Source organism: Mesorhizobium sp. M0088 (genome assembly GCF_040322895.1).
Lineage (GTDB): Bacteria > Pseudomonadota > Alphaproteobacteria > Rhizobiales > Rhizobiaceae > Mesorhizobium.
Genome location: NZ_JAMYUI010000068.1, coordinates 1 through 817, shown reverse-complemented (window position 1 = coordinate 817; position 817 = coordinate 1). Strand labels below are relative to the sequence as shown.

Annotated in this window: 2 protein-coding genes; one reads left to right on the top strand and one right to left on the bottom strand. The window is 61.3% G+C overall.

Translation table 11 applies throughout. The annotated features are described in order from the left end of the window. Positions 1 to 245, bottom strand: a 245-nt coding sequence (locus NKJ67_RS35075; RefSeq protein WP_352585893.1) for a metal-sensing transcriptional repressor, incomplete at its 3' end; no start/stop codon positions are given. Positions 246 to 348: 103 nt separating this feature from the next. Between NKJ67_RS35075 and NKJ67_RS35070 the strand changes: the two genes are divergently transcribed. Then, positions 349 to 738: a hypothetical protein gene (locus tag NKJ67_RS35070; protein WP_352585891.1), complete on the top strand. Its 390-nt coding sequence runs from the start codon at positions 349 to 351 to the stop codon at positions 736 to 738. Positions 739 to 817 lie beyond the last annotated feature (79 nt).

Here is an 817-nt window from a genome sequence, read left to right as displayed (position 1 = left end):
GAGCGGCGCTGCTCGCGCGCCAGCGGCCCGACGACGTCTTCAAGGCAATGGTTGAGGTGATCCTGGATCAAGGTCTTCTTGGCCTGCGAAATGGCCTTCTCGACAGCATGAAGTTGTTGGGCGAGATCGAGGCAGGGCCGGGCCGCTTCGATCATTTCGATGACGCCCTTAAGATGTCCGTTGGCTCGTTTCAGGCGCTTGACGATATCGGGATGGGTTTCGTGGATGTGAGATTGCTCGCTCATGCCATTGATACTATCCTCCTGGAGAGGATATACAAGCCTCAAACTGGCCCCGATTCTGGTGCAGGTAGTCTCTCGTTAAGATTTCAGGGAATAATCGCCAAGCATGCCGAATTGGATCCATAGCGCAGCCTTTCGCCTCGTCATCGCTTTCGTGATGACGCTCGGCATGCTGCTCTCGCCTATGGGCGGTTCGGTTTCGCACGATCCGATCGCGCTTGCAGCCGTCGAGGCCGCCCGTCACGCCGAACTGGCGGAACAGATCGAGACGCATGGGCACGTCCACGATGACGGAGCGACCGAGGAGCAGGGGCCTGGGCATTCCCATGGCCACAATCCGACCGACCATTCGCACGAGACGGGGAGCATGCTTCCCGACTTCGCGCCGGCCGTCCCTGCGGCCGGGCGGAACTGGGTGATTTATCCGCCGTCCCTGTCCGATCCGGAAGCAAGCTCCCGGCTCGATCGCCCGCCGAGACCGATCCTCGCCGCATGATCGCGGCCGCTCGCGCGGCCACCCTCAACGACGACGATTGGAATTCTCATGCAAGGACCCTTCTACGAGGGCCCGCCAG

Coding starts and splice junctions, on each gene's coding strand:
- NKJ67_RS35070 (WP_352585891.1), top strand. CDS start 349: ATGCCGAATTGGATCCATAGCGCAGCCTTTCGCCTCGTCATCGCTTTC.